The following is a 25,302-nucleotide window of genomic DNA, read 5'->3' as shown; positions in this document are numbered from 1 at the left end:
CAGCGACTACCCGGGGGCATATCTATCTTATACATCCATGATTTCTTTTTCTTTTGCAGCCAAAACTTTCTCAACTTCAGCTACGAACTTGTCCGTAAACTTCTGGATATCTTCTTGATGTTTGCGGGACTCGTCTTCGGAGATTCCTGCTTTTTCCAGCTTTTTAATGTCATCATTGGCATCGCGGCGAATGTTACGGATGGCAACCTTCGCTTCTTCGCCGAATTTTTTTGTCATTTTCACGAGCTCCATACGGCGTTCTTCCGTCAAAGCCGGGATGACAATACGGATGACGGAACCATCGTTGGACGGCGTCAATCCCAAGTCGGACTTCATAATCGCTTTCTCGATAGCGGACATGGAGCTTTTATCCCACGGTTGAATAAGCAAAGTTCTGGAATCCGGCGTCGTTAAATTAGCCAATTGATTCACAGGCGTCATTGCTCCATAATACTCCACTTGAATACGATCTAGCAAAGACGGTGTAGCACGCCCTGCACGAAGAGATGTCAAATCTCTTTTCAGTGCGCCAATCGCTTTATCCATACGGTCTTCTGCATTCTTTTTCACGGTTTGCGGCATCGTTTAGACACTCCCTTTAACTGTAGTCCCGATTTTCTCGCCAAGGACCACGCGTTTAATATTCCCTTTTTCCGTAATGTTGAACACCACTAACGGGATGTTGTTATCCATACAGAGGGAAGAAGCGGTGGAATCCATGACACCAAGATTGTTGCTGATGACTTCCATATAGGTCAACGTTTCGAATTTCTTTGCTGTTGGATCTTTGTACGGGTCAGCGGAGTACACGCCATCCACTTTGTTTTTGGCCATAAGAATAACTTCCGCTTCAATTTCAGCCGCTCTTAGAGCAGCCGTCGTATCCGTAGAGAAGTACGGGTTGCCTGTGCCTGCCGCGAAAATAACGACACGCCCCTTCTCCAGGTGGCGAATTGCTTTACGACGAATGTAAGGCTCGGCCACTTGCTGCATCGTGATGGAGGACTGTACTCTTGTAGGCACATCGATGTTTTCCAATGCATCCTGAAGAGCCAGCGAATTCATTACGGTTGCAAGCATGCCCATGTAATCGGCTGTCGCACGATCCATGCCCTTCTCACTGCCGGCAATCCCCCGCCAAATGTTACCGCCGCCGACGACAATCGCAACTTCGACATTCAGTTCAACAACATCTTTCACTTGTTGGGCGATGGAGGTAATCACCTCGGAATCAATGCCGTAACCTTGCTGTCCCGCCAAAGCTTCGCCGCTCAATTTTAGCACTATACGTTTATAATAAGGTTGACCCAACTTGTAAGACCTCCGTTTCCATGCATGAACAAAACTTATGGGCTAAAAAAGAAGGAACACCAAGTGTTCCATCTTTTTGATATAGCTATTATAGTTTAACTTGGGACATAACTTCTTCTGCGAAGTTTTCTTGTTTCTTCTCAAGGCCTTCACCTAGAGCAAAACGTACGAAGCGGCGGATAGAGATGTTCTCGCCGATTGTGGCGATTTTCTCGTTCAACAATTGCTCGATTGTTTTGTCTGGATCTTTCACGAATGGCTGCTCCATCAAGCAGTACTCTTCGTAGTATTTACCAATACGGCCTTCAACCATTTTGTCAACGATTTTCTCAGGCTTGCCTTCGTTCAGAGCTTGGTTGCGAAGAATTTCTTTCTCTTTCTCCAACGCTTCTGTAGGTACTTCTTCACGACGTACATAGCTTGGGCTTGCAGCCGCGATGTGCATGGCGATGTCTCTGCAGAAAGCTTTGAATTGATCCGTTTTACCTACGAAGTCAGTCTCACAGTTGATCTCAACCAGTACGCCAACTTTACCGCCAGCGTGGATGTAGGATTCAACTGCTCCTTCTGTAGCAATACGGCCAGCTTTGTTAGCAGCTGCGGAAAGACCTTTCTCACGCAGAATTTCTCCTGCTTTCGTCAAATCACCGTTTGCTTCTTCAAGCGCTTTTTTGCAATCCAACATACCTGCGCCTGTTTTTTCACGCAATTCTTTTACTTGTGCTGCTGTTACTGCCATGGAAAGAAACCTCCCGTTAATGGTTTAATATGTAATGCCATTGATTTCTTAAAAAAAGGGTGGTGACAGGCTGTTACACCTTCCAACCACCCTTTTCACATTCTTATTGATTAAGCTGTTGTTTGCTCGCCTTGGTGTGCTTCGATAACTGCGTCAGCGATTTTGGCTGTCAGCAATTTCACGGCACGGATCGCATCATCGTTACCTGGGATCACGTAGTCGATTTCGTCCGGATCACAGTTCGTATCAACGATACCAACGATTGGGATACCCAATTTACGAGCTTCTGCAACAGCAATACGCTCTTTGCGTGGATCGATAATGAATAGTGCGCTAGGCAGAGTTTTCATGTTTTTGATACCGCCCAAGAACTTCTCAAGACGCTCTTTCTCTTTGCGGAGAATGATAACTTCTTTCTTAGGAAGAACTTCGAAAGTACCGTCCTCTTCCCATCTTTCAAGAGTTTTCAAGCGATCGATACGTTTTTGGATTGTTTGGAAGTTAGTCAACGTACCTCCCAACCAACGTTGGTTGATGAAGTACATTCCGCAACGTTCTGCTTCTTCAGCTACGGAATCTTGAGCTTGCTTCTTCGTTCCTACGAAAAGGATTGTACCATTATCTTCAGAAACGGATTTAACGAAGTTGTAAGCTTCCTCAACTTTTTTAACCGTTTTTTGCAAGTCGATAATGTAAATTCCGTTTCTTTCTGTGAAAATGTACTTGTCCATTTTCGGGTTCCAACGACGTGTTTGGTGACCGAAATGTACGCCAGCTTCTAAAAGCTGTTTCATGGAGATAACTGCCATCCCCAATCCCTCCTCTAAAATGGTTTATTTGGTATCCGCCGCCTGTCGCATCTTTGCATAAAACCTACCGATGTAAGCACCATTATGCAAATTGACTGGCGTGAGTTTTTAACACCGTGAATAAATATACCACAACTCAAATGGCGATGCAACCTTTTGTCGTTAAGCTCAATTTCCCTCGAAAAGGGAACGTTCATGTCGGATTTCAATAAAAAAAGACCTCGAATTGAGATCCGTTAGAACTGCGGTTTATTGCTGCTGAGTGAGTAAATTCGTCACGACCTGCTTCATATCCATCTGCCCTTCGAAAACATGAAAGCCAACCTGCAGCTTCGTATTGCCGCCTTGCTTGGCAAGCTCATCGGCGAAGGCTTTGCGGTCGGTGATCAGGCCTGATTTCACCAGCAGCTCGGCAACGGCCGTCGCGTCAAGATTAGGCTGAACGTAAATCACCGTTCGATGGACCGTTTCGACCTTTGGCTGCTCGGTGGGCTTAGCCGCAGCCAACCCTTCTGTCGCTTCCTTGACTTTCTGCCCGACACTAGCATCGAGTTCAGCCTGCGTATACATTTTGGTGTTCTTATCATAGACCTGATAATATTTGGAGGCTTCTTCTTTCAACTTTTGGGGATCCATCTCATCCAGCGTCAACCCGGATCCGCCCGGAACACCGGAACGGACAGACATCACTTGCAGCAGCAGTGCCCCTACAATAACGCCAGTCCCTATGCCTACCAAGAAGGTTCGGTTTCTAAACACGAGCTCGTTCCTCCTGTCTGGAGAGCTGAAGAATCAACGAAACTTCGCCCTTGTTCATCCCTAATTTCTTGGCGATGGCTTCAACGCCTTTCCCTTGCTCATGCAAATCAAAAAGCTCAGCATACCTGCTCTTCATGCTCAAGCCCGTATAACTTGGTTCTTCGGGTACGCTTGCCTCCATAACGGGCAGCGTATCTTCTGAATGAACCGCGGCCGCGGCAGCTTGCGTCATGGATGCAGCTTCTATGTGAGCATTCGACGATGTATGCATCTGTTGGGTCACATGGACTTTCGTCAGTTCTTGCGAAAGCTCATGCTTCTGTTTCTCCAGCGTTTCGAGCCTTCCGGCCAGCTTGGCCAGTTCGACTTCATAATCCTGCTTCGTCTTCGCGAATAAATTCAGCAGCGATTGATTCTGCTCATCCATTTCTGCCGCGAAGTGCTCGATCGTTTCTTCGATCTCGGCAACTACGTTCTTCTTAGCTGAGGACCCTGCCTGATCTTTGGGCAGGAAGCGTGCGTACACGATGATGACCAAGCCTAAAAGCACGACATACATCCACGGCTGCATAGCCATAGGGTTCACCTTTTTCTATTAAATGAAATATGCATTTATAATGATAAATCGATATGATGCCCTTTGTAGGGGTGATCGGGTTGGTGCGACAGTTCCGTTGTCCCCGTATCCGCGCTCGCCTTGCGCAACCGTTTCCCATTCGTATTCGGCTGCTGCTGCTTGCCATGATCCTTAATGTCGGCACGCACGCTCTCTTCGAGCTTAGCACTGCGGTGGCGGTCTTGTTCCGTCGATTGTGAGGATTGATTCTCCAGAATCGTCTCGTCCTGCCGAGGCTTCTGCATCATCTGGTTTTGCCGGATGCCCGTCTCATCATTCTTGTGTACAGCGAACTGTAAATCGATGGCCTTCAAACTCATCGCGTACCCTCTCCTTCGCTCAAACGTTGGCCATCATCGAAATATCCCCGTCGTTCAAGCGGAACGTCATGCGGTTCGTAGGATCCTTGATGAATTTGGTATAACGTCCAATGACAATCTTGGTCCCGCCATATACGGTAGACAATACTTCCACTTTTGCTTTTTCGGAGTCTTCAAGCGATTTCTCAATTTCCAGAATGCGCTCTTTAATTGTGTTTTGCTCTTCAATGGCCTGCTTTTTGGTATGGTTGAGCTTCACGCGCATGGCTACTTTATCCGGAGTCAGCTGCCCTGCGGCGGCTAATGAATCCAATAACGTCAGCGCTTTGTCCGTCTTGTCCATATTCTCCATAAAGATGCGAAGCTGGTTCCGCAAATGAATCATTTCATTGCGAAGCTCAGGCAGCACGCCCACTTCAACGACCGTTGTCGTCGACATCGAATTCCCGATCGTGCGCGCCGTTACGCGTTCTCCCGCCTGAATCGTGCCACCGACAATCAACCCTTTGGCACCGTTGCAATTGACCGCTTTGCCGGCACGAATCGTGGAATGCATGATGCTCTGAGATACGATCAGCTCGCCGGCCACTTCAACGGTAGCATCCTGAATGAAGGAACTTTTCACATTTTTACCGGCTTTCACCAGCGCTTTGTTCTGCCCGACGATGCCGGCATTAATCTCGATGGAACCGTCGGCTTCAAGCTCAGCCGCCTCCACGCCGCCCGTTACCCGAATATCGCCGGCTGCGCGAATTTTAAATCCTGGCAATACGCTGCCGCGAACGACAACCGTGCCGATAAAATCAATATTTCCAATATTATAATCCACATTCCCATTCACTTCATACACCGGGAAAACGTTGATCTTGTCACGGTCCGTCCGGACAACCATACCGTCAATGAGCGAATAGAGCGCCATTTGCTCTCCGTCGGCCACGACGTTCTTGCCGATTTTGAAGCGCGTCTCTTTGCCGGCTTTCGTGAAGATCGTTTCGCCGGTGACCGCACGTCCAGGCGTCCCCTCGGTTGCCAGGAAACGCTGACCGATCAGCTGCCCCTTTTTTACATTATGAAGGGAGATGACTTCTTTATAATTGACCCTGCCGTCGTCGAGTTCCAGCGGTTTCTTATCTTCATCGTCAAAATCGAAAATATATTTAATGTAGCCGTTCACACCGGGGACAGGCTTCGTTCCGTCGGCTATCACCACCTTCTGATGGTAGAAAGGCTTCGGATTAGCTGCGATTTGGGCAAGTAAAGCTTGGTTTAGACCATGAATGATATGATGCTTCTGTGCCAATTCTTCCAGTTGAGCTGCGGTTACATGGAAGTTATCATCGGGGTTGCCGATAAGCAAATAAGCTGATAATTTGTCATCCGAAATTGAGATCGTGACGTAATAATCTAAAGGCATGTTCCTCTCAAGCATGGAATTCCACCCTTCAACTTTAGCAAATTAGTTAAGTATCCTGAAATAACTGATTTTTAAATCGCCCGAGTACACCTTTAAGGCGAAGAATCGCTTTGGAATGAAGCTGCGAAATACGCGATGGCGATAAATTCATGACCTCGGCTATCTCGCTTAACGAAAGCTCTTCGAAATAAAATAACGATACAACGGTTCGTTCTTTCTCAGTAAGACGTTCAATCGCCTTCGCGAGTGAATCTTTCAAGAAAAACTCATTCACCTGAAATTCGGGATTTTTGGCTTTCTCATCCACGAGCAGGGAGAGCCGGGTTTCCGAATCTTCCTCCCGGATCGGATCATCAATCGAGCATATCGTCGTGATGGAGATGTCCTGCAGCATTTGCTGGAAGTCTTGCTCGCTTACTTGCAAATACGCGCTGATCTCGGCATCCGTCACAGAGCGCAAATATTGCTGTTCCAGCTTCTGGTACGCATCCTCGACTTTCTTCGCCTTTTCTCTTACGGAGCGAGGCACCCAATCGCCCTGCCTAAGCCCATCAATGATCGATCCGCGGATCCGCCAGGAGGCATAGGTTTCGAATTGCAAGCCGCGGGCATAATCAAATTTCTCCACAGCATCAATAAGACCCATCACACCGAAGCTGGACAGGTCATCTTTGGAAACACTTTTGGGAAGTCCAATGGCAAGCCGTCCGGATACATAATCGACTAAAGGCAAGTAACTCTCAATCAATGCTTGCTTAGCGGGAATCAAGCCTTGCTCCTTCCACTGCTTCCATAACTCGATATTCGCTAATTGCGATTGCTTCTGTTCGATCATGATTTACGTTTCACCATCCTTAGTCTTCAGACATTCGTCTTAAGGCACCCGCCAGTTGTTCAGGGTCCAGGTTATTCTTGGTGGCTAGCTTAGGTGGATTCAGGGGTGAAAATTGCATGTCGGCGGACGATGACGTTGTACTGCTTGTCCCCCTATTTGCTTTCAAAAGCTCACACGTCTCCTCATCGTCGTCCGGTGTCGTCAAATCCATGGTCTGGCCGACGGATGACGCATCCGGTGCCGGCGCTCCCTGATCTGCACGCCCCGCCGCTTGCTCCGCTCCAATCATGAGACCTAATACCCAGCGAAAGCCGAAGGTCACCACGAATAGAATAACGAAGCTGTATAAGCTTCTGAGGCATGTCGTCAGGAATAAATTATTGCCAATCGATAAGCCAAAGGTTAACAATCCCGCCAACGCTGCTACGATGACATTAATGCGCATGGTTCCAATCATCATTAAATTTCCTTCACTCCTAATTGGACGCTTCGGATAACTAGAATACCGGTTTCGGTATGGAATTCGATCGTTCGACCGTAATTTGCTCCCGTATCCTCCGCTCGAATCGGAATTTTGTATTTATTCAACATTTCTTTACAAGATTCTACATTCCTTGGCCCAATTCTCATCGTATCATTATTTCCAGCAAATGCAAACATTTGGGCGCCGCCGGCCAGCTTGGCCTCTAACTTGTTAACGGACGCTCCCAGCTTCTCCATTCTGGCAATAAGCTCTGGAATCGCCGTGTCGGCGTACTTCGCAATATTCATCGTTCCCTCGCGGGCTATCTCGGAGGATGGCAGCATGACATGCGCCATTCCGGCTACTTTAGCGCGGCTATCATACAGGGTGACCCCAACACATGAACCGAGCCCTGTTGTCTTGAGTACACCCGTATGATGAGCAACATTCAAGTCAGCCATTCCAACTTTAATCAAATTATCCTGCGTCATGGAGACTCGACCCCTAATGCGGAAAATATTTTGCCAAACGATTCCGGATCAGGAATTAGGAAGAAATGCCCTTGTACTTCATTATCCCCTTCCAAAAATTTGGTATCAATGAGGAGCGCTTGATCCCCCATTTGCCCAAACTGCAGCAAGCCGTAGCTTAAAATGGCCCCCGCCATATCGATCGCCAATGCCGGTACTGTCGGCTGCATATTCAAATTCGTAAAATCAGCCAAAGAGGATAAATACGAGCCGGCCAGAATGTTGCCAATCTCATTAAGTGCGGACAATTCAAGCTCGGAGTATTCATCTTGCCCTTCTTCAATTTGCAATCCGATCAGGTCCCTCAGCATATTCTTCGCGGCATCCAAATTCAGAATGAAGAACATATTGCCGGGTGCGTCCCCTTCGACCCGCAGGAAGATGGCGAGGACGACCGTCTCCGCTCCGCCTACGCTGTCACAAATCTCTTCGAAAGGAAGCATTCTTACTTTGGGTACCAGCATATCGATCGGTTTATCAAGCAGTGTAGATAGGGCGGTAGCAGCATGCCCCGCACCTATATTTCCTACTTCTTTGAGCACATCCATTTGAAAGTCTGCCAACTGATTGAAAACGTCCACAAGTTAGTCCTCTAGTCTTTCCAACTGTTGTAGCTCGTTACGATCGAGAACCTGCTCCAAGTTCAGCAGAACGAGCAGACGCTGCTCGCCGACACGCGCAATGCCGTCCAAATATTTGGCCTTGATGCCGCCGACGATCTCTGGCGGATTGTCGATGTTGTCCGTATCCAAATCTATGACATCGTTCGCGGAATCTACGATGAGCCCGACTTCAAACTCTCCGGCGGAAACGATGATAATCCGAGTGGCGTCAGTCGTTGCTTGCACTTCCAACCCGAAACGGGAACGAAGGTCGATGATCGGAATCACAACTCCGCGCAGGTTAATAACCCCTTTAATGAATTCCGGCGCTTTCGGCACGCGCGTCATCGGCTGCATTCTCTCAATTGTTCTTACTTTCTCAACTTCTACGCCATACTCTTCCGTTCCAAGTGCGAAGACAATTACCTTTTTTTCTTCTCCCATTGTAATACCCTCCTTGGATGTTCTATCGTTATTTGATCAATGCGTTCGGATCGATAATGAGTGCTACTTGACCATCGCCGAGAATCGTTGCGCCAGAGATGGCGAACAAGCCCGTTAAGTATTTGCCTAACGTTTTGAGGACGATTTCCTGTTGGCCGATAAATTCATCAACCATTAGGGCTACTTGCTTATCGCCCTTGCGAACGACAACAATTTCGGTTTCCTCTTCGAGATCCTCGTTATAATCCGGCACCTCGAACAAAGTGCTCAAAGAAACCAACGGGATCACCGACTTCCGGTAGTCCACCATTTTATTGCCATGAATGTTGCGGATTTGCTTCTTCTGGATCGCCGATGTCTCGACAATGGAGGAAAGCGGTATCGCATATTTCTCACTGCCCAGACGGACCAGCATCGCGGAAATAATGGATAGCGTGAGCGGCAATTGAACCGAGAACTTGCTGCCGTGTCCAGGCTTGGAATCGACTTGGACATGACCGCCAAGCGATTGAATCTTCGTTTTCACGACATCCAGACCAACGCCACGTCCGGAAATGTCCGAGATTTTCTCGGCCGTACTAAAGCCGGAAGCAAATAGCAAGTTGTAAACTTCCTTATCCGTCAGTTTCGCCGCTTGCTCAGCCGTAACCAATCCATTTTTGAGAGCTGTCTTCAATACTTTCTCTCTGTAGATTCCTCTGCCGTCTTCTTCGATTTCGATAAATACATGATTGCCGCTGTGGAAAGCGCGAAGCTGAATCGTGCCATGCTCGCTCTTGCCGGCAGCCAAACGGTCGCTGATCGGCTCAATTCCATGATCCACCGCATTTCGCAGCAAATGAACGAGTGGATCGCCGATTTCGTCGATGACCGTGCGGTCGAGCTCCGTTTCCGCCCCGGTGATGATCAAATCAACCTTTTTGTCCAATGATTTCGCCAAATCGCGAATCATCCGCGGGAACCGGTTGAAGACTGAATCTACCGGCACCATGCGGAGCTTGAGCACGATATTTTGCAGATCGCTGCTCACTCTGGACATATGCTCTACGGTCTCTGTCAGATCGTTACGTTTCACTTCACTTGCAAGCTGCTCCAGTCGTACCCGGTCAATCAATAGCTCGCTGAACAAATTCATAAGCGCATCCAAACGCTCAATATCTACGCGGATCGTACGGTTCGCAACCGGAGCTCCGCCTGCCGCTGGTTTGGCCGGGGCTGCCGGTTCAGCTGCCTTCGCTGCAGGAGCTTCAGGAGCCGCAGGCGCAACGGCGGCAACCGCTGCTGCGATTTCTTTCCGGGCGGCTTCCACTTCACTTTGCGGACGTGACAGCTCTGCTAATGATTCCGAGTCCACTGTAATAATGACAGCGGATTCGATCTCCGAAACATTGAGAATCTCTTTCTCTAATGTAGCTTGGTCGACTTTGGAGATATAATATAAAGAGAACGAACGATCGAACTTCTCCTGTTCGATTTCTTGCACGGATGGAGTTGCTTTGACGATTTCGCCATTACGCTCTAGTGCATCGAATACCATGTAGGCACGTGCGGCTTTCAGAACGCAGTTCTCATTGACGTTCACTTCAATGTAGAAAACGAGGAAGCCCGCCTCGATGGATTGCTGCAAAATGGAGAATTGAAATTCATCCACTTCGATGCCTTTCACCGGCTCTTTGACAGCTTTGGCTGCAGCTCCACCAGAAGGAGCTTGAGCCGTTTTGTATTCACCTGTCACGATGGAACGAAGGGATACGACGATGGTACTAACGTCCGCTTTCCCCGTACCGCCTTGTATGATATCTTCTACCATCGATTCTAGCGAATCGAGACTTTTGAAGATGCAGTCGAAAATAAATGAATCCATCTCGATTTTGCTGTTGCGGACCATATCCAGAACATTTTCCATCTCGTGCGTCAGGGAGGCGATATCCTCAAACCCCATGGTTGCGGACATTCCCTTCAACGTATGTGCAGAACGGAAAATATTATGTACAATGCTAATGTCTTGAGGGTTACTCTCTAAACTTAGTAAGTTTTCATTCAAAGATTGCAGATGCTCTTTCGACTCATCGATAAACATAGATAAATATTGACTAAGTTCCAAACCCACACACCTCCAATAGGATCAATCAGTTACTTGCTTGTTCATTCAAGAAAGTACACATTGCGCCAGTCGAGCAGCGATTTCCTGCTGCGGCAGCACATGCATGGCCGCTTGCATCTCTACAGCCGCTCGGGGCATGCCGTACACGACGCAAGTTTCTTCAGACTCGGCAATGGTTGTCTGCACACCGGATTGCCGTAAGGAAAACATTCCTCTTGCGCCATCGCTTCCCATACCTGTCATCAGGACGATGTGCCGCTTCAACTCACTTAAGCCAAGCAAGGACTCAAACATGACATCCACCGAGGGGCGGTGGCCAGAACGAGGCTCTTCTTTGGTCAATCGAATTTTGTACGTTCTATTCACATCTTTATGCACCACCATATGCCAGCCGCCTGGAGCTACATAGGCCGTAGCCGGCTTGAGCACATCTCCGTCCGCTGCCTCGAAGACTTGGATCTGGGAGATGTCGTTCAGACGCTGCGCCAATGATTTCGTGAAGTTGGGCGGCATATGCTGGACAATTAATATCGGAGCAGGAAAGCCTGCAGGGATATTGGAAATGACTTGATGCAAAGCCCGCGGCCCACCGGTCGAAGTCCCGAGCGCTACGAGATGATCGAAGTGCGTGGAGCCTGTAGTGCTTACTAATTTCGTCTCCGGCTGCTTTAACGCCCGATTCGGAATTTGTGGCGATTGATTCAGCTTCGGTAAAGGCGCAGCCTGCTGAATGGGCTGAAATGTTCTCAACTTGGTTCGAACAGCCATGTGCAGCTTCTCGTGAAGCAGCTGCTTCACTTTATACAAGTCCAAGGAGATCGATCCCGACGGCTTTCGAATAAAGTCGACAGCACCCCATTCAAGCGCTTTAATCGTTTCAGCTGCCCCCTCTTCCGTCAAGGAGCTTAACATAATGATGGGGGTTGGATGCTCAGCCATAATGCGCTGCAAAGCATCCAGTCCATTCATGATCGGCATCTCAATATCCATGGTTACCGCATCCGGCTTCAGAAGCTTGACTTGCTCAATCGCTTCCTGTCCATTCTTGGCCGTACCAATAATGTTATATTGAGGATTTTCAGAAATCAGATCGCTTATAATTTTTCGCATAAAGACGGAGTCATCTACGACTAGTATGTTATATGGTGCCATGCTGCTCCCCTCCCTTTATGTGCTAATTCGACACGACTCGCGAAAATCCTATTTTAAAAGTTTCATCATTTTATTTAAAAAGCCCTTGACACCCGTAGAAGGTGCTTCGATAACCGAATAGCCATTCAAATAATTCTCGACGAGCGTTTGGAGACTTCTCGCCGCGCCTGAATTCGGGAAGGCTACCGTGAAAGGGACTTGCTTTCTGACCGCTTTGGAAACCGATATGTCTTCGTCCAGATAACCAAGGGTAGGAATATGAAGATCCAGGAACTGCTTGGCAACCAAGGCAATCTTGTCCGCCGTCTGCTTCCCTTCTTTCATATCCGTGACGCGATTGATAATGAGTTTGAAAGAAACGTTGTGCCCCATGGAGCTAACCATCTTAATAATTGCGTAAGCATCGGTGATTGACGTCGGTTCAGGTGTTGTTACGACGAACGTCTCTTCGGCGGCTAGAATAAACTTTAGCGTTTCTTTCGATAAACCGGCCCCTGTGTCAAAAATGATGAAATCCACGTAGCCGTTAAGCTGCATCACTTGTTCTGCGAAATAATCCAGCTCCTCTTGGGATAAGCGGAGCAAGTCGTTAAAGCCGGATCCACCGGCGATGAAATCCAAATTACCTGTACCCTTCTGGATAATCTCCCAGATCGTTTTCTCTCTCTTAAAAAGATGATACAGATTGTATTTGGATGAAATTCCCATTAATACATCAATATTCGCTAAGCCGATGTCAGCATCAAAAACTAGAACCTTATAACCTTGGGACTGAAGCGTTAATGCAAAGTTCAGCGTGAAATTGGATTTCCCGACGCCACCCTTTCCGCTAGTCACGGTAATAATCCTGGTTGATCTAGTGGCTTTATCATTCTGAAGTTGGACCAGGTTCCGCAACCCTTCTGCTTGATCCTTCATGCTTGAGGTTCCTCCAATAACATATCGATAATTTGCCACTCGTCCAGCTCCGTAATGTCGTCCGGAACGTTTTGACCGTTCGTCACATACGAGAGGTGCAAGGAGAACTCGTGAACAACATTAACAATGGCACCGTAAGAATCCGTTTCGTCCATTTTGGTGAAAATGACTTTATCCAATTTGAACTTATTGAAATTGTTCGTAATGGCCTTCATGTCCCGGTACTTCGTCGTTAGACTCAGCACTAGAATCGTCTCGCTGCTGCCCTGCGTGGAGAGAAGCGAATTCAACTCGGAGACGTACATTTCGTTACGGAAATTGCGACCGGCCGTATCCATGAAGATCACGTCGCAATCCGCCAAATGATGAAACGCTTTGACCAAATCCTGCGGCGAGAACACAACCTCCAAAGGAACGTTCAAAATGGTCGCATACGTTTTGAGCTGTTCGATTGCCGCAATCCGGTACGTGTCCGACGTAATGAAGCCGACTTTGCGCTGATATTTCAGCACTTGCTCGGCGGCCAGCTTGGCAATTGTCGTCGTTTTACCAACACCTGTTGGTCCTACGAAATGAACAACGCGCGTTGATGGCGATATGCGTTTGCTGTGATTCGTCTGAAAGAGTTGGCCTAGCTTCACTCTAACGAGTTGCCGGGCACTTTCGTCCGTGACCGGTTCGTCCGCGAGCCTGAAATCCGCTAACGTTTCCTCCATGATTTGCCGCACCAAGGCAGGGTCGACCTCTTGATCGCAGAGGCGCTGTTCAAGCTTTTGCAGCGGCTCCGGCAGAAGATCTACGTCGGAAGCTTGCGTCAGCTTCTTCATCATTTCCTTCATCTGTTTAAGCTCATCGATCAGGTGGTCATCTTTCTGATAAACAGACCGATTGGCTGTGTGAACTGAAGCAGGCGTATATGCCGTTGACGCTTGCCCGGTTAGTGGAACAGCGGTTTGCAGTTGGGCAGCTTGCGACTGCGCCGGCGGCTCAGAAGCGGCGCTAACAGCTACAGGCGCTTTCGGAACGGAGACAGGCGCCAGCACATCGGGAACCTCGGGAAAATCGGATTGATACGGAACCGATCTCGCTGCTTGCCCTTGCATCGCGGCTGCGGGCACCTTAACCGGTTGAGGCTGCTGAGCTACTCTAGGCGCAGCTGGCGCGGCGTTAGCATTATCGATCGCTGCGATAACCTCGATTTTTTTCTTGCCGAACATGCCAAGAAATCCGCCTGTGCGAATTTCTTTGGTGTTCAGGATGACGGCGTCCTTGCCTAGATCCGTGCGAATTTTCTGCAGCGCATCAGGCATGGAATCGACAACATATCGTTTTACTCTCATAAATTGACTACCCCCATGCTCTGAATTTCTACGCTAGGCTCCAGCTCGCTGTACGATAAAACAGGGATGTCTTGCAGCGTGCGCTCCAGCAATTGCCGTAAATACATCCGAATCGTAGGTGAAGTCAGAATGACCGGCTGTTGACCGGATTGAATCAACTTGGTCACCTGCTCGCTGACGCGGTGATAAATAATTTGTGACGATGATGGATCAAGCGCCAAGTAGCTGCCTTGATCGGATTGCTGCACGGAATCGGCAATTTTCTTCTCCACGGACGGACCGACCGTGATGACTTTCAAGGAATCTCCCAAAGAAGTAAATTGTTGTGTGATTTGACGCGACAGCGACTGTCTCACATATTCCGTCAAAATCTCGGGATCCTTCGTATAGGTACCGTAATCGGCGAGCGTCTCCAAGATAGTGACCAAATCGCGGACCGAAATTTTCTCCCGGAGCAGCTTGGCCAACACTTTCTGGACATCGCCAATGGAAAGAACGGATGGAATGAGATCATCCACAAGCGCCGGGTAAGACTCGCGCACAATGTCGATAAGCGCTTTGGTTTCTTGACGGCCGAGCAGCTCGTGCGTATGCTTCTTAATAATTTCCGTCAGATGCGTAGCGACGACGGATGGCGGATCCACAACGGTATAACCGGACAGCTCCGCTCTCTCCTTCGTCACTTCGTCAATCCAGATCGCCGGCAATCCGAAGGCAGGCTCCGTCGTTTCGATCCCTGCAATCGAATCATCGTCAATCCCTGGACTCATAGCCAGGTAGTGGTTAAGGAGTAGTTCGCCGCGTGCAACCGTATTGCCTTTAATTTTGATGATATACTCATTAGGACGTAACTGGATATTATCGCGAATCCGGATAACCGGCACGACGACACCAAGCTCAAGTGCGCATTGGCGGCGGATGAGGATGATGCGATCGAGCAAATCCCCTCCCTGCTGCGTGTCCGCAAGCGGAATGAGGCCATAGCCGAACTCAAACTCAATGGGATCAACCTGAAGCAGCGAAATAACGCTCTCTGGACTGCGCACTTCCTCGATCTGCTGTTCTTCCACAAGCTGTTCTTCCTTGATCGCTTCGCGCTCCAAATTTTTCTGCATCTTGTAACCCGCGAAAACCAACAAACCCGCGATCGGGAATGTTGTGAACCAATGAATAGGTGTGAAAATGCCAAGCATCACGAGCGTTCCCGCTACGATATACAGCAGCTTGGGTTGCGATGTCAATTGCTTCGTGACGTCATGACCCAAATTACCTTCCGAAGAAGCTCGTGTCACAATAATACCGGCAGCCGTCGAAATCAAGAGGGCTGGAATCTGCGACACCAATCCGTCGCCGATCGTTAAGATCGAGAACGTTTGTAGCGCTTCCGAGAAGTCCATGCCTTTCATAGTCATCCCGATAATAAAGCCGCCGATCAAATTGATGACGAGAATCACGATACCTGCGATCGCATCTCCCTTGACGAATTTACTGGCACCATCCATCGCTCCGTAGAAATCGGCTTCCCGCTCAATCTTCTGTCTGCGCTCGCGGGCCTGTACCTCGTTAATTAAGCCGGCGTTCAGATCGGCATCAATACTCATTTGCTTACCGGGCATCGCGTCGAGTGTAAATCTCGCCGCAACTTCGGCAACGCGCTCAGAACCTTTGGTAATTACGATGAACTGAACCAAGACAAGGATAAGAAAGACAACAAATCCCACGACAATATTGCCTTGTGCTACGAAAGAACCAAAAGTTCTGACCACGTCGCCGGCTTCGGCATGAGATAAAATGTTCCGCGTTGTCGATACGTTCAGCGTTAGCCGGAATAAGGTTGTGATCAAGAGCAAAGATGGGAAAATGGAAAACTGCAGCGCCTCTTGGGTATTCATCGCCACCAGGATGATCATCAATGCGACGGAAATGTTAATAATCAAGAGAAAATCCAGCAAAGGGATTGGAATTGGTACAATCATCATTAATACGATACCGATAATACCTATAAGGACGACTAAATCTTTCACTTTCATTAGATTGTACCTCCCTTCTCGTTTAATTCGTCTTACCTTTCATTTTATAAACGTAAGCCAATACTTCTGCGACTGCCTGGAATAGTTCGGCGGGAATCGCCTCCCCGATTTCGACTTGTGCGAAAATCGCTCTGGCAAGCGGCTTGTTCTCCATCGTCATAACGCCGTTCTTCTTGGCCACTTCTTTGATTTTCAAGGCTACATAATCGGCGCCTTTGGCAATGACGGTCGGAGCTTGCATATTCGATGCATCATACTTCAATGCGACCGCGAAGTGCGTCGGGTTCGTAATGATCACGTCCGCTTTGGGCACTTCCTGCATCATCCGCTGCATGGCCATCTGGCGCTGTTTGGCCCGGATCTTCCCTTTAATAAGCGGATCGCCTTCGCTTTTCTTATATTCATCTTTGATGTCTTGCTTGGACATTCGCAAACTTTTCTCATATTCATATTTCTGATAGATATAATCAAGAATTGCAAGAACGATCAATACAGCACCGATCTTAATACCCAGCTTGAGCGTTACCGATGCAATGAAGGAGAAGGTGCTTTCCAGCGGTGCATGGCCCAAACCTAACAGTTTAGCCTTTTCACCCATTAACGTGGTGTACACGACATAACCGATGATCGTCATCTTCAATGTTGATTTCAAGAAGTCCATCACGGTCCGCAAGGAGAAAATGCGCTTGAATCCTTCAATCGGATTGATTTTGTTGAACTTCATCATAAGCGGTTCGCCAATAAACATGAAGCCGATCTGCGCATAGTTTCCGACGATGGCAATGATCATGACAAGCAGAAAGATCGGCGCTAAGATAAACAAACCCTGCTGCACCAAATCCACGAAGAGTACCTGCACATTGCTCATGGTAATGTCCATGTTGAGCTGATTCTCGTATACGTTAAGGAAAATATGGAGTATTTTCTCTTTCATGAAACTGCCGAACATGAGAAACGATACGAATGAAAAAAGCAGAATCATTGCCGCGGGCAAGTCCATGCTTTTGGCAACTTGACCTTTCTTACGGGCTTCCTGCCTTTTCTTCGGCGTTGCAGGTTCCGTCTTTTCCCCAGCAAACCATTGTAAATCAAGCTGTAAGCGAAGTTGTTGGGACACGGCTTCCTCCTGCCTACGGAGATGGTTGCTGTGTGCCGTTCATAAGCCCGAGCAGCTTCTCCATATAATCGAAAATCGTTGCGAACAAACCTTGAAACTGCGAGATCAATTCCGGGAACAAAACGATCAGCAAGAAAAAGCCCAGAATCATTTTGAGTGGTGCGCCTATGACGAAAATATTAAATTGCGGCGCAACGCGCGTTAAAAGCCCCAAACCTAAATCCGTCAAAAAAAGGGCTGCTATGATGGGAGCAGCGAGTTGAAACGAAAGATAAAACATTTTGGCTAACGAATGAAATAAGAAATCGGAAACTTGGCCATTGTAGATTTGAGCGAACAATTTGTTGTCGAGCGGGACCCATTGATAGCTGTCCATAATGGCTCGAAGTAGATAATGATGGCCATCGAAAGATAGAAACAATAAGACGGCAATCATATACTTCAGATTCCCCAGCATGGGGGTCGAGGCTCCTGTCAACGGATCAATGACGCTCGCCATACTGAAACCGATTTGCATATCCATGAAAGAGCCGGCCGTCTGAATGACCGAGAAAAAGATATAGGCCACGAAACCAAGCAAAATGCCAATCAGCATTTCGCGAATAATCAAAAGTACATATTCACCATCTAGCGGAATCGGCTTATCCAACCCCATACTTGCGAAGATGATGAACGAAATGAATACAGAAAGTCCGACTTTGAACATCATCGGGACATTTCTGGAGGAAAGAATCGGAACCACGACAAAGAACGATGTAATTCGACAAAAGATAAGCAAAAAAATAGGAATTGCTTGAAAGACCAATGTCATCGCGCTCACAACCTATCCAACGAATTTGTAAAGGTTGTTGAGTAAATTAAACGTAAAATCAACCAATGTGTTCATGATCCACGGTCCAAATATTAAGATGGAGAGCAATACGGCAACAATTTTGGGAACAAAAGCAAGTGTTTGCTCTTGAATCTGCGTCGTCGCTTGAAAAATACTAATGATCAGACCCACAACAAGTCCAATCACCAGCATAGGTGCGCTTGCTTTAAGAACGGTATACACAGCTTCACCGGCAATGCGAATAACAAATTCCGAACCCATCTAGGAAACCTCCGATATTTCGATCCTCAACCGTAGCTTAAGAGTAACGATCTCACCACAAGATACCAACCGTCGACAAGAATAAATAGCAGAATCTTAAAGGGTAATGAAATCATGACTGGCGGTAACATCATCATCCCCATGGCCATTAACGTACTGGACACGACCATATCGATGACGAGGAATGGAATGAATATCATGAATCCCATCTGGAAAGCTGATTTCAATTCGCTGATGGCATAGGCTGGAACCAATGAAGTAAGTGGGATATCTTCTACGCCTGTCGGCGCCTTAGCCTTGGTGTAATCTAAGAATAGCTTTAAGTCCTTCTGCCTCGTATGTTTGAACATGAATTTCTTCATCGGCAGGGCGGCTTTCTCGAACGCTTGGGTTTGATTAATTTCACCTTTCAAATAAGGTTGAAGGGCGACTTGGTTAACTTCTCCCAGAGTTGGAGACATGATAAAAAAGGTTAAAAACAGAGCGAGTCCGATTAGAACCTGATTGGGTGGCATCTGCTGGGTACCGAGCGAAGTGCGCACGAATCCAAGCACGATGACAATGCGTGTGAAACTGGTCATAAGAATGAGAAACGACGGCGCTAGGCTTAATACAGTCAATAGAAGCAACAAAGTTACTGTGTTGGAGGATCCGGCAGCCGCACCTCCGGTCCCGATATTGACATTCAAGCCAGGAATCGGATTATTCGGATCCGGCTCCGCGGCAGATGCAGTTAACGATAATAGAAACACGGAAACCAACGCAACCAGAAGCATGAACACTAATTTATTTCTTTTCATTCATCATTCAACCGATCTTTATGTTTTTGATCCGAAATCCAATCTTCCACGTGTTTGTTACGGTTCGTTACTCGTTGCAGCTTATCATGAAACACTTGCTGGAAGGTCGAAGTGAGTTCAACCTCTTCTTCTATGTCTTTCTTCTTCACCGGCAGCTTGCTGATCCACTTGCTTACGGTCGTGAAGCCCATTCGATCATCTTGGGAGGACGTAAGCAGCTCTGTAATGTATGCTACTTCATCGGCGTCATTGATCTTGTCCAGCAGTTGGATGTTGTCTCCGACGCCTACCACGAAGAGCGAGCGGCCAATCTCAACGATCTGAATCGATTTGTTTTGGCCTAGGGGAACTCCACCTAATGAGCGAATCGAGTTCCCGAACATGGTTCCCTTATTTTTCTTCGCCATGTACCTAATAAGGACATAGAAAAGGAGAATAATTAAGATTAAGTAGAAAATAACCTTCACAATCATGCCAAACGAATCGAAGGCATCCGTTGTAGGGAATTCTGAAGAAGGAATCCCTTGTCCCGGCTCTGTTTCCGCAAAGCTCAGGGACTGGGTATACAACAAGGCAGATAAACTAAGTACACCTGTTAAAAGTCGTTTAATCGAGTTGAGTCTTCTCATAGTCACATCCCTTTCGGCTTATGTAAGACTCGACCGAATGAAGACGGCTTAACCTAGAGTCTTTTTAATCGCTTCGATAACGCGGTCTGCTTGGAACGGCTTCACGATGAAATCTTTGGCTCCGGCTTGAATCGCATCGATAACCATCGCTTGCTGACCCATCGCTGAACACATGATAACTTTCGCATTTGGCTCAATCTTCTTGATTTCTTTCAAAGCTTGAATACCGTCCATCTCAGGCATAGTGATATCCATTGTAATCAGGTCAGGCTTCAATTCCTTGTATTTCTCGATAGCTTGAGCGCCATCGTTCGCTTCACCACAAACCTCATAACCATTTTTGGTTAAAATATCACGAATCATCATTCTCATAAATGCAGCATCATCAACAATAAGAATACGGTTAGCCATGAATAAAGTCCCCCTAAAATTAAATTATTGCAACTTTTGAATTCGTTCCCATTGGTTGACAATGTCCGTAACACGAACCCCAAAGTTCTCATCGATGACGACGACTTCGCCTTTGGCAATCAACTTATTATTCACTAAGATGTCTACAGGCTCACCTGCTAGCTTATCCAATTCAATAATCGATCCTTGGGACAATTCCAAGATGTCTTTAATCACCTTATGTGTCCTGCCTAATTCTACAGTTACCTTAAGAGGTATATCCAGTAGTAAATTAAGGTTCGTATCGTCCGCATGCCCTAAGGAACCGTTCTGCAAATTGCCGAATTGCACCGGCTGCACATTCACATTCCGATTAGGCATCCCGCCGTTATAAGCTGCTGGCGGCTGTTGTTGATACATCGGCTGCGGTGGGTACATCGGTTGTCCCATCGACGGATGGCCCATCGGCGGCTGCATCGGCTGTTGGTACATCGGTTGTTCATACATAGGCTGCTGCTGATACATCGGTTGCTCATACATCGGTTGAGCAGCGGCAGGGGGCGGTGTATGAACTTCCTGCGCAGGTGCCGGGGCAGGAATAGAAGTTGGTGCCGGCGCTTGAACGGCAGGAGCAGCTTCCATGGCAGAATCGGATCCGCCCCCCATAAGGATCGATACCATTTCTTTGGCGAAAGGAACAGGTAATAATTGCATGATATTGGAATCAATAAGGTCGCCAATGATGAGTCGGAACGATATCTTAATAAATACGTCTTCGTCAGGTAGTTTTCCTTCTCCTTTCGACAAATTTAATATGTCGATTCCTGGGGGAGAAATGTTGACAAATCGATTAAAGATGGTAGACATCGAAGTCGCGGACGAGCCCATCATTTGATTCATCGCTTCTTGCACGGCGCTGATATGAATTTCGCTCAGATTTTCATCTCCGCCAGTTCCGTCCCCGCCCATCATTAAGTCGGCGATGACTTGCGCGTCGCGCGTTTTGATAACCAGCAAGTTAATGCCGTCGAAGCCGTCGACATAGTTCACATGAACCGCCACATGAGGTCTCGGGAACTCTTGCTCCAGTTCTTCCTTGCCGATGACGGATACCTTCGGAGTCGTAATATCGACTTTTTTGCCCAGCAATGTGGATAATGCCGTCGCCGCGCTACCGAATGTAATATTGCCGATTTCACCTAGTGCATCTTGTTCCAGGGAGGATAAATAATCTTCAACTTGCGGAGACCCGTGGAAAGAAGAGGCTGAACTATCGTCCGAAGACTGTCTCAATAAGGCATCGATCTCTTCCTGGGACAAATAATCTCTATTATTCGTCATTATCTTCTTCTCCTTCATTTACGATATCTGTAATCTGCACAGCCATCTTCCCTTTTACGGTACCGGGGCTTCCGAGATATTTCAGCTTCTCGCCCACTTTGACTTGAAGCGAATCTTCGACGGATTTTTGCAGCGGGATGACATCGCCGACAGTTAAGCCAAGGAAATCCCGGACTGAAATTTCGGACGAACCCAATTCTGCAATGAGAGGCAGCTTGGTTTTCTCCAAGCGCGATTGAAGTGCTTCCACTTCTTCAGGGGCTCTCGTCTTCTTCTGCGATACGAACCAGTGATGTACCGAGAGACGAGGCATGATCGGTTCGATGACGACATGAGGAATACACAGGTTGATCATTCCTGTCGTGTCGCCAATTTTAGTGCTTAAGGAAATCAATGCGATCGTTTCGTTCGGTGAAACAATCTGCATAAATTGCGGATTGGTTTCAAGTGCCTCTAATCGAGGCTGTATATCAATCACGGTTTTCCAAGCCTCTTGCAAGCTTTCGAACGCTCTGCTAAAAATACGTTCCATAACAATCGTTTCAATCTCAGTCAAAGCATTAATCTTGGTCGGGGAAGTCCCCGCACCGCCAAGCAATCGGTCCAACATGGCGAAAGCAACGTTAGGATGAACCTCAAGCACCATTCGACCCTCTAAAGGCTCCGCTTCAAAGATGTTCAAAATGGTCATTTTCGGGATCGACCGGATAAACTCGTCGTAAGGCAGCTGCTCCACCTGAACTACATTAATTTGTACGAATGTACGAAGCTGTGCAGAGAAGTAAGTCGTCAAAAACCTTGCAAAGTTTTCATGAATCCGGGTTAAGCTGCGAATATGATCTTTGGAGAAGCGAACGGCTCTTTTGAAATCGTAAGCCCTGACTTTCTTCTGCGTCTCTTCCTTTTTAAGTTCGTCCGCATCCATTTCGCCAGAGGACAACGCCGCTAACAAAGCATCGATCTCATTTTGCGACAAAACATCAACCATTAGAGTCACCTCCTTTAAGCAAAATCAAAAGCGAGTTTATTGAAGTACTTTATCGGTTATCCAAATTTGTTTGATTTTACCCTCGTGCAGCAATGGGTTTAGTTTGTTCATTAATGTTGATGTTAAACTGTCGGAACCTTTGCTTCCTTCGATCTGATCTTTCGTCATATCACCAAGCGTTTGCACAATCGTGCCCTTCACTGCGGAGTCCAGCAAGCTGTCGAACTCGGTTTTGCCTTTGGCGTTTTCCATTTCGAAAGCGAAACTGATTTTAATGAAATTTTGGCTGCCCGACAGATTCGTCAGAATATCCTTGATAATCGCTGTATTTGCTTTCACCGTTTCTGCTGAAGGAGCCTTCGTCGGCTTCACGCTGGCAACGGCATTCTGCGCTTGCTCGGCGGGGTCGCTCGATTGACTGTTCTTCTCCATAAAGTTCCACAACACGAATGCTGCTGTCAGAATTAGCGTGATAGCGATTAAAATTGAGACAACTAAAACAAAAATTTTGTTCTTAAACAATTACGAACCCTCCGCATCCTTTGACATAATTGTCGCTCGTATTGAGCCAATCTCCTGCATGTAGGTCCGCACTAAGCTTACCACAACCTCTGCTTTCTCGAGTACTGTGATTTTCTTGCCTGTCGTTAGCGTAATCATGGTGTCCGGCGTCTCCTCGATCATCTCGATCAAGATAGCATTTAGGATGATGGCTTTACCATTTAAACGAGTGAGAGAAATCATCTTTCTCCTCCTGCATCAGGATAAGGGGAGACTAGCTCCCCTCTGTCATTTTAATCAAAATTAACGTTTCAGATTGACAACTTCTTGAAGAACTTCATCAGACGTTGTGATAATCCGGGAATTCGCTTGGAAACCGCGCTGTGCGATAATCATTTCAGTGAATTCACCGGTCAAATCCACGTTTGACATTTCCAGTTGACCGGAAATAAGTGTTCCCGTGCCAGTCTCGGTATCGCCAGGTGCCACGACTTCGATAGCCCCTTCAGGATTGGCATTGGCTGTCATCCGGTACAAATTGCCGCCGATCTTCTCAAGACCCGACGGATTGACGACTTTCACGACGCCGACCTTCTGGCCTGTGGCAACCGTAGCTCCCGTGTTATCCACTCCGATGATATCGCCATTCTGAGAAATAGAGAACGAAACGATTTCTTCCGGAATTACGATGGGTCCTGCACCTTCGGCTCCCATAACGTGTAAGCCTTCGGCATTAACAAGGTTTCTGTTTGCATCCAAGGTGAAGTTACCGGATCTGGTCAAATAAGGAGCGTCTGTTTGTTCAGCTGTTCCAACCGCAAAAAAACCGTCTCCGTTGATACGCAGGTCTGTAACGACATTGGTCGTCATTGCACTCCCTGCCGTATGTACTGTGTCAATGGAAGCCATGCTCACACCTAAGCCGACTTGTTGAGCATTCACACCGCCGCGGTTCTCGTCTGGTGCACTAATCCCCGACACCGTCTGGCTGAGAATATCTTTAAACATAACACGGCTGCCTTTAAATCCAATGGTGTTTACGTTAGCGATATTATTACCGATAACATCCAATTTTGTTTGAAAACCACGCATACCTGAAACACCAGAGTACAAAGATCTTAACATCTAGCAATCCTCCTAATCGGATTAAAATCATACATGACGAGCTGCTTCCTTCGTTCCACAGCTCCAGGCTTCCTGCGCGGTCGAGCCTGATTATGAAATAATAATGGCACTGTCTATCTGAGTGAAAACATGATCATTCATTGCGTTTCCATCAAGCGCCGTCACAACAGTCCGGTTAGGGACATTGACGATCAAGGCGTTCCCGCCAAGAACCATCAGGGCATCCTTAGCTCCTTTGGCTGCAACTTTATCTATAGCTTTGCTAAGGTTATCCAGCTGCTCCGGTTTGAATTGAATGCCTCGCTCTTTCAGCCTAACCTCCGCATGATGACTGAAACGAACAAATTGCTCCTGAAGAAGCTTATGAAATGTGGGATTACCGGGGTTGGATACCGGCTGCTGTACAGGTGTTCGTCTCGCAGACGCTGGAGAAACCGCATTAGGATATAATTGACCTAAGGATATTCTCTCTGTCATGGGGTTTCTTCGACATTCTCAATCTTCTTGAGCTTGTCTAGCGAAATTTCCACTCCCTTCACATTGGCATATTGATTCCCGTCCTTGAACGTAATCGAATCAACGACGCCAGACTTTTCTGTCGTTGTGCCGGAAGCATCTGTTTCATCCCAAGTAATCGATTTGCCAATCAAGTTTGATACGTAACCGAGCGATTGACGCATCAGTTTCATTTCGCTAGCCATATTCGTCAACTGTTCGACGGATGTGAACTGCGCCATTTGGGCGATGAACTCTTTATCCTGCAGAGGCTGCGTCGGATCTTGATTCTGGAGCTGGGTAATCAAGATTTTCAGGAAATCGTCTTTCCCCAACGCATTGTTGTCTTTCTCCTTCGTCTTGGTAGTCTTCCCCGCATTAATCAAGTCGGTCACATTGCCCACAATCGGGTTTGTTGCCACGATATCACCTCCAAC

At 47.4% G+C, this 25,302-nt stretch carries 31 protein-coding genes; all 31 read right to left on the bottom strand.

Annotation, left to right across the window (positions count from 1 at the left end; all coding sequences use genetic code 11):
• Window positions 1-27: 27 nt before the first annotated feature.
• The 31 genes from frr to PUT07_RS24650 all read right to left on the bottom strand — a co-directional run bounded on the left by frr (window position 28) and on the right by PUT07_RS24650 (window position 25,287).
• Window positions 28-582, bottom strand: coding sequence for a ribosome recycling factor (gene frr, locus PUT07_RS24800; RefSeq protein WP_274471353.1), 555 nt, complete (start codon window positions 580-582; stop codon window positions 28-30).
• A gap of 3 nt (window positions 583-585) precedes the next feature.
• Entirely contained in the window at window positions 586-1,311 is a 726-nt protein-coding gene (gene pyrH / locus PUT07_RS24795; RefSeq protein WP_274471352.1) for a UMP kinase, read from the bottom strand.
• Window positions 1,312-1,399: 88 nt separating this feature from the next.
• On the bottom strand, window positions 1,400-2,050 hold the full coding sequence (gene tsf / locus PUT07_RS24790; protein ID WP_274471350.1) for a translation elongation factor Ts: 651 nt from the start codon (window positions 2,048-2,050) through the stop codon (window positions 1,400-1,402).
• 110 nt (window positions 2,051-2,160) lie between these two features.
• Window positions 2,161-2,859 carry a 30S ribosomal protein S2 gene (gene rpsB, locus PUT07_RS24785; protein WP_274471349.1) on the bottom strand — a complete coding sequence of 233 codons (699 nt, stop codon included), beginning with the start codon at window positions 2,857-2,859 and terminating at the stop codon, window positions 2,161-2,163.
• A gap of 249 nt (window positions 2,860-3,108) precedes the next feature.
• Window positions 3,109-3,618 carry a hypothetical protein gene (locus PUT07_RS24780; RefSeq protein WP_274471348.1) on the bottom strand — a complete coding sequence of 170 codons (510 nt, stop codon included), beginning with the start codon at window positions 3,616-3,618 and terminating at the stop codon, window positions 3,109-3,111.
• Window positions 3,611-4,195, bottom strand: coding sequence for a hypothetical protein (locus PUT07_RS24775; protein ID WP_274471347.1), 585 nt, complete (start codon window positions 4,193-4,195; stop codon window positions 3,611-3,613). Before PUT07_RS24775 ends, PUT07_RS24780 begins: the two co-directional genes overlap by 8 nt.
• Before the next feature lie 35 nt (window positions 4,196-4,230).
• Window positions 4,231-4,554: a hypothetical protein gene (locus tag PUT07_RS24770; protein ID WP_274471345.1), complete on the bottom strand. Its 324-nt coding sequence runs from the start codon at window positions 4,552-4,554 to the stop codon at window positions 4,231-4,233.
• Between the two features lie 19 nt (window positions 4,555-4,573).
• Window positions 4,574-5,983 (bottom strand): DUF342 domain-containing protein, encoded by a 1,410-nt coding sequence (locus PUT07_RS24765; RefSeq protein WP_274471344.1) that lies wholly within the window; start codon window positions 5,981-5,983, stop codon window positions 4,574-4,576.
• Between the two features lie 31 nt (window positions 5,984-6,014).
• On the bottom strand, window positions 6,015-6,803 hold the full coding sequence (locus tag PUT07_RS24760; protein ID WP_274471343.1) for a FliA/WhiG family RNA polymerase sigma factor: 789 nt from the start codon (window positions 6,801-6,803) through the stop codon (window positions 6,015-6,017).
• A gap of 19 nt (window positions 6,804-6,822) precedes the next feature.
• Window positions 6,823-7,263 (bottom strand): hypothetical protein, encoded by a 441-nt coding sequence (locus PUT07_RS24755; RefSeq protein ID WP_274471342.1) that lies wholly within the window; start codon window positions 7,261-7,263, stop codon window positions 6,823-6,825.
• A complete protein-coding gene (locus PUT07_RS24750) occupies window positions 7,263-7,757 on the bottom strand; it encodes a chemotaxis protein CheD (protein WP_274471341.1) in 495 nt (164 codons plus the stop codon). The genes PUT07_RS24755 and PUT07_RS24750 overlap by 1 nt, the downstream gene beginning before the upstream one ends.
• The gene (locus tag PUT07_RS24745; RefSeq protein ID WP_379240630.1) at window positions 7,754-8,344 is read right to left on the bottom strand and encodes a chemotaxis protein CheC; all 591 of its coding nucleotides are present in this window, start codon (window positions 8,342-8,344) and stop codon (window positions 7,754-7,756) included. Before PUT07_RS24745 ends, PUT07_RS24750 begins: the two co-directional genes overlap by 4 nt.
• Before the next feature lie 36 nt (window positions 8,345-8,380).
• Window positions 8,381-8,842, bottom strand: coding sequence for a chemotaxis protein CheW (locus tag PUT07_RS24740; RefSeq protein ID WP_274471337.1), 462 nt, complete (start codon window positions 8,840-8,842; stop codon window positions 8,381-8,383).
• A gap of 28 nt (window positions 8,843-8,870) precedes the next feature.
• Entirely contained in the window at window positions 8,871-10,946 is a 2,076-nt protein-coding gene (locus tag PUT07_RS24735; RefSeq protein WP_274471336.1) for a chemotaxis protein CheA, read from the bottom strand.
• Window positions 10,947-10,991: 45 nt separating this feature from the next.
• Window positions 10,992-12,098: a protein-glutamate methylesterase/protein-glutamine glutaminase gene (locus PUT07_RS24730; protein WP_274471335.1), complete on the bottom strand. Its 1,107-nt coding sequence runs from the start codon at window positions 12,096-12,098 to the stop codon at window positions 10,992-10,994.
• A 48-nt stretch (window positions 12,099-12,146) separates the two neighbouring features.
• Entirely contained in the window at window positions 12,147-13,016 is an 870-nt protein-coding gene (locus PUT07_RS24725; protein ID WP_274471334.1) for a MinD/ParA family protein, read from the bottom strand.
• A complete protein-coding gene (gene flhF / locus PUT07_RS24720; protein WP_274471333.1) occupies window positions 13,013-14,356 on the bottom strand; it encodes a flagellar biosynthesis protein FlhF in 1,344 nt (447 codons plus the stop codon). Before flhF ends, PUT07_RS24725 begins: the two co-directional genes overlap by 4 nt.
• Window positions 14,353-16,386: a flagellar biosynthesis protein FlhA gene (flhA, locus tag PUT07_RS24715; protein WP_274471332.1), complete on the bottom strand. Its 2,034-nt coding sequence runs from the start codon at window positions 16,384-16,386 to the stop codon at window positions 14,353-14,355. The genes flhF and flhA overlap by 4 nt, the downstream gene beginning before the upstream one ends.
• Before the next feature lie 22 nt (window positions 16,387-16,408).
• Window positions 16,409-17,503, bottom strand: a complete 1,095-nt coding sequence (gene flhB / locus PUT07_RS24710; protein WP_274471331.1) for a flagellar biosynthesis protein FlhB — start codon at window positions 17,501-17,503, stop codon at window positions 16,409-16,411.
• A 13-nt stretch (window positions 17,504-17,516) separates the two neighbouring features.
• Window positions 17,517-18,314, bottom strand: coding sequence for a flagellar biosynthetic protein FliR (gene fliR / locus PUT07_RS24705; protein ID WP_274471330.1), 798 nt, complete (start codon window positions 18,312-18,314; stop codon window positions 17,517-17,519).
• A 12-nt stretch (window positions 18,315-18,326) separates the two neighbouring features.
• Window positions 18,327-18,596 (bottom strand): flagellar biosynthesis protein FliQ, encoded by a 270-nt coding sequence (gene fliQ / locus PUT07_RS24700; protein ID WP_127451055.1) that lies wholly within the window; start codon window positions 18,594-18,596, stop codon window positions 18,327-18,329.
• Window positions 18,597-18,622: 26 nt separating this feature from the next.
• Window positions 18,623-19,396 carry a flagellar type III secretion system pore protein FliP gene (gene fliP / locus PUT07_RS24695; RefSeq protein WP_274471328.1) on the bottom strand — a complete coding sequence of 258 codons (774 nt, stop codon included), beginning with the start codon at window positions 19,394-19,396 and terminating at the stop codon, window positions 18,623-18,625.
• Window positions 19,393-20,025 carry a flagellar biosynthetic protein FliO gene (locus tag PUT07_RS24690; protein ID WP_274471327.1) on the bottom strand — a complete coding sequence of 211 codons (633 nt, stop codon included), beginning with the start codon at window positions 20,023-20,025 and terminating at the stop codon, window positions 19,393-19,395. The genes fliP and PUT07_RS24690 overlap by 4 nt, the downstream gene beginning before the upstream one ends.
• Window positions 20,026-20,073: 48 nt before the next feature.
• The gene (locus PUT07_RS24685; RefSeq protein WP_126144987.1) at window positions 20,074-20,436 is read right to left on the bottom strand and encodes a response regulator; all 363 of its coding nucleotides are present in this window, start codon (window positions 20,434-20,436) and stop codon (window positions 20,074-20,076) included.
• Window positions 20,437-20,460: 24 nt separating this feature from the next.
• The gene (gene fliY, locus PUT07_RS24680; RefSeq protein WP_274471324.1) at window positions 20,461-21,756 is read right to left on the bottom strand and encodes a flagellar motor switch phosphatase FliY; all 1,296 of its coding nucleotides are present in this window, start codon (window positions 21,754-21,756) and stop codon (window positions 20,461-20,463) included.
• Window positions 21,746-22,744, bottom strand: coding sequence for a flagellar motor switch protein FliM (fliM, locus tag PUT07_RS24675; RefSeq protein WP_274471322.1), 999 nt, complete (start codon window positions 22,742-22,744; stop codon window positions 21,746-21,748). The genes fliY and fliM overlap by 11 nt, the downstream gene beginning before the upstream one ends.
• Window positions 22,745-22,780: 36 nt before the next feature.
• A complete protein-coding gene (locus tag PUT07_RS24670) occupies window positions 22,781-23,266 on the bottom strand; it encodes a flagellar basal body-associated FliL family protein (protein WP_274471321.1) in 486 nt (161 codons plus the stop codon).
• On the bottom strand, window positions 23,267-23,488 hold the full coding sequence (locus PUT07_RS24665; RefSeq protein WP_274471320.1) for a flagellar FlbD family protein: 222 nt from the start codon (window positions 23,486-23,488) through the stop codon (window positions 23,267-23,269). It abuts the gene before it with no gap.
• Between the two features lie 60 nt (window positions 23,489-23,548).
• Window positions 23,549-24,370, bottom strand: a complete 822-nt coding sequence (flgG, locus tag PUT07_RS24660; protein ID WP_274471319.1) for a flagellar basal body rod protein FlgG — start codon at window positions 24,368-24,370, stop codon at window positions 23,549-23,551.
• 90 nt (window positions 24,371-24,460) lie between these two features.
• On the bottom strand, window positions 24,461-24,847 hold the full coding sequence (locus PUT07_RS24655; RefSeq protein ID WP_274471318.1) for a TIGR02530 family flagellar biosynthesis protein: 387 nt from the start codon (window positions 24,845-24,847) through the stop codon (window positions 24,461-24,463).
• Window positions 24,844-25,287: a flagellar hook capping FlgD N-terminal domain-containing protein gene (locus tag PUT07_RS24650; protein WP_379240529.1), complete on the bottom strand. Its 444-nt coding sequence runs from the start codon at window positions 25,285-25,287 to the stop codon at window positions 24,844-24,846. The genes PUT07_RS24655 and PUT07_RS24650 overlap by 4 nt, the downstream gene beginning before the upstream one ends.
• Window positions 25,288-25,302 lie beyond the last annotated feature (15 nt).

Origin of the sequence: Paenibacillus sp. MAHUQ-63, from assembly GCF_028765165.1 — a bacterium.
GTDB lineage: Bacteria > Bacillota > Bacilli > Paenibacillales > NBRC-103111 > Paenibacillus_E.
This window is presented reverse-complemented; position numbering and strand designations above follow the sequence as displayed.

Coding starts and splice junctions, on each gene's coding strand:
- PUT07_RS24760 (WP_274471343.1), bottom strand. CDS start 6,803: ATGATCGAACAGAAGCAATCGCAATTAGCGAATATCGAGTTATGGAAG.
- fliQ (WP_127451055.1), bottom strand. CDS start 18,596: ATGGGTTCGGAATTTGTTATTCGCATTGCCGGTGAAGCTGTGTATACC.
- PUT07_RS24745 (WP_379240630.1), bottom strand. CDS start 8,344: ATGGATGTGCTCAAAGAAGTAGGAAATATAGGTGCGGGGCATGCTGCT.
- fliY (WP_274471324.1), bottom strand. CDS start 21,756: ATGACGAATAATAGAGATTATTTGTCCCAGGAAGAGATCGATGCCTTA.
- rpsB (WP_274471349.1), bottom strand. CDS start 2,859: ATGGCAGTTATCTCCATGAAACAGCTTTTAGAAGCTGGCGTACATTTC.
- frr (WP_274471353.1), bottom strand. CDS start 582: ATGCCGCAAACCGTGAAAAAGAATGCAGAAGACCGTATGGATAAAGCG.
- PUT07_RS24665 (WP_274471320.1), bottom strand. CDS start 23,488: ATGATTTCTCTCACTCGTTTAAATGGTAAAGCCATCATCCTAAATGCT.
- PUT07_RS24690 (WP_274471327.1), bottom strand. CDS start 20,025: ATGAGAAGACTCAACTCGATTAAACGACTTTTAACAGGTGTACTTAGT.
- fliR (WP_274471330.1), bottom strand. CDS start 18,314: ATGACATTGGTCTTTCAAGCAATTCCTATTTTTTTGCTTATCTTTTGT.
- flgG (WP_274471319.1), bottom strand. CDS start 24,370: ATGTTAAGATCTTTGTACTCTGGTGTTTCAGGTATGCGTGGTTTTCAA.
- PUT07_RS24750 (WP_274471341.1), bottom strand. CDS start 7,757: ATGACGCAGGATAATTTGATTAAAGTTGGAATGGCTGACTTGAATGTT.
- PUT07_RS24765 (WP_274471344.1), bottom strand. CDS start 5,983: ATGCTTGAGAGGAACATGCCTTTAGATTATTACGTCACGATCTCAATT.
- PUT07_RS24730 (WP_274471335.1), bottom strand. CDS start 12,098: ATGGCACCATATAACATACTAGTCGTAGATGACTCCGTCTTTATGCGA.
- PUT07_RS24775 (WP_274471347.1), bottom strand. CDS start 4,195: ATGGCTATGCAGCCGTGGATGTATGTCGTGCTTTTAGGCTTGGTCATC.
- flhA (WP_274471332.1), bottom strand. CDS start 16,386: ATGAAAGTGAAAGATTTAGTCGTCCTTATAGGTATTATCGGTATCGTA.
- PUT07_RS24770 (WP_274471345.1), bottom strand. CDS start 4,554: ATGAGTTTGAAGGCCATCGATTTACAGTTCGCTGTACACAAGAATGAT.
- fliP (WP_274471328.1), bottom strand. CDS start 19,396: ATGAAAAGAAATAAATTAGTGTTCATGCTTCTGGTTGCGTTGGTTTCC.
- tsf (WP_274471350.1), bottom strand. CDS start 2,050: ATGGCAGTAACAGCAGCACAAGTAAAAGAATTGCGTGAAAAAACAGGC.
- fliM (WP_274471322.1), bottom strand. CDS start 22,744: ATGGTTGATGTTTTGTCGCAAAATGAGATCGATGCTTTGTTAGCGGCG.
- PUT07_RS24725 (WP_274471334.1), bottom strand. CDS start 13,016: ATGAAGGATCAAGCAGAAGGGTTGCGGAACCTGGTCCAACTTCAGAAT.
- PUT07_RS24655 (WP_274471318.1), bottom strand. CDS start 24,847: ATGACAGAGAGAATATCCTTAGGTCAATTATATCCTAATGCGGTTTCT.
- PUT07_RS24685 (WP_126144987.1), bottom strand. CDS start 20,436: ATGGCTAACCGTATTCTTATTGTTGATGATGCTGCATTTATGAGAATG.
- PUT07_RS24755 (WP_274471342.1), bottom strand. CDS start 7,263: ATGATGATTGGAACCATGCGCATTAATGTCATCGTAGCAGCGTTGGCG.
- flhF (WP_274471333.1), bottom strand. CDS start 14,356: ATGAGAGTAAAACGATATGTTGTCGATTCCATGCCTGATGCGCTGCAG.
- PUT07_RS24740 (WP_274471337.1), bottom strand. CDS start 8,842: ATGGGAGAAGAAAAAAAGGTAATTGTCTTCGCACTTGGAACGGAAGAG.